This window comes from Pseudomonas sp. NY15364, assembly GCF_048068235.1.
Lineage (GTDB): Bacteria > Pseudomonadota > Gammaproteobacteria > Pseudomonadales > Pseudomonadaceae > Aquipseudomonas > Aquipseudomonas mendocina_D.
In genome coordinates this window covers 1-840 of the sequence record NZ_JBLUPX010000087.1, presented here as the reverse complement: position 1 = coordinate 840, position 840 = coordinate 1, and the positions used below count along the sequence as shown (strand labels likewise).

Here is an 840-nt window from a genome sequence, read left to right as displayed (position 1 = left end):
CACTGGCCACCGTCCTGTTTGCATGAAGAAAATAAGGCGGTGAGCAAGGTATCCGTGGTAGTTGACCTTGATCCGCAGATACCCTTCGACGTGAATTCCGCCAGCAGGAGATCCAGCTGGGATTGATTGGCATGGGCTGACCTTCCATGTGATCCGCCCTGTTTCTGGGTCGTAATCAAGCAACTCCTTTGCTTTGGCCTGTGTCAGCTCACTCATCTTGACCTCCTGCTGCGCGTTCACGCTTCGTTCTTATGATCTCGACAACCTTGGCGCGGTCAGCATCAAGGGCTCCGTGCTGGAGAGCCTTGGCGCGCTTGCTCAGGCAGATGTCGAAGTGTTCCTTGGGCGTGCCGGAGTGCTGGAGCCACCTACGCTGTACACCGATCTTGTCGGCCATTTCCAGCAGTTCCTCGGTGGTGTCCGCCAGCATGTGGCACATGAGCATGCGTCTGTAGGGCATTCGCTCGTCGTCGACGTAGACAGCCATCACACCTCTCCTTCTTCGGTGGCCTCTGCTTGGCGCATGTACGAAGCCATATCGCCCATCTGCTCGACAATGGCGGCCTCCTCCATGGAGTGCGCAGCCATGATTTGAGATTTGCGTTGCAGGCACAGTCGGCAATCGACGTGCGCCCAGTTGGCGGATAGCTCGCTACTATCTCCGAGCCAGGTTCCGCACGGAGCCTGATCAGGAGCGTCATCGTTTGGTCGCGGGTCGAAGTGGGTAGCCATCACACCTCTCCTTCTTCGCTCTGGCTGGGTTGCTGGGCTTTTACGGCGCGTTCATCCAGCCAATCCGCCACTTCGTTGCACGCGGCTGCCAGCTCACGCAGTTCCTTG

General features: G+C 58.1%; 3 protein-coding genes. All 3 read right to left on the bottom strand.

Annotated elements, in window-relative coordinates:
* A partial coding sequence (locus ACNFCJ_RS24050) for a hypothetical protein (protein ID WP_416773892.1) occupies positions 1–216 on the bottom strand: 216 nt, incomplete at its 3' end.
* Entirely contained in the window at positions 209–487 is a 279-nt protein-coding gene (locus ACNFCJ_RS24045) for a DUF4031 domain-containing protein (RefSeq protein ID WP_416773891.1), read from the bottom strand. The genes ACNFCJ_RS24050 and ACNFCJ_RS24045, both read right to left, overlap by 8 nt.
* Positions 487–732 carry a hypothetical protein gene (locus tag ACNFCJ_RS24040; RefSeq protein WP_416773890.1) on the bottom strand — a complete coding sequence of 82 codons (246 nt, stop codon included), beginning with the start codon at positions 730–732 and terminating at the stop codon, positions 487–489. Before ACNFCJ_RS24040 ends, ACNFCJ_RS24045 begins: the two co-directional genes overlap by 1 nt.
* Positions 733–840 lie beyond the last annotated feature (108 nt).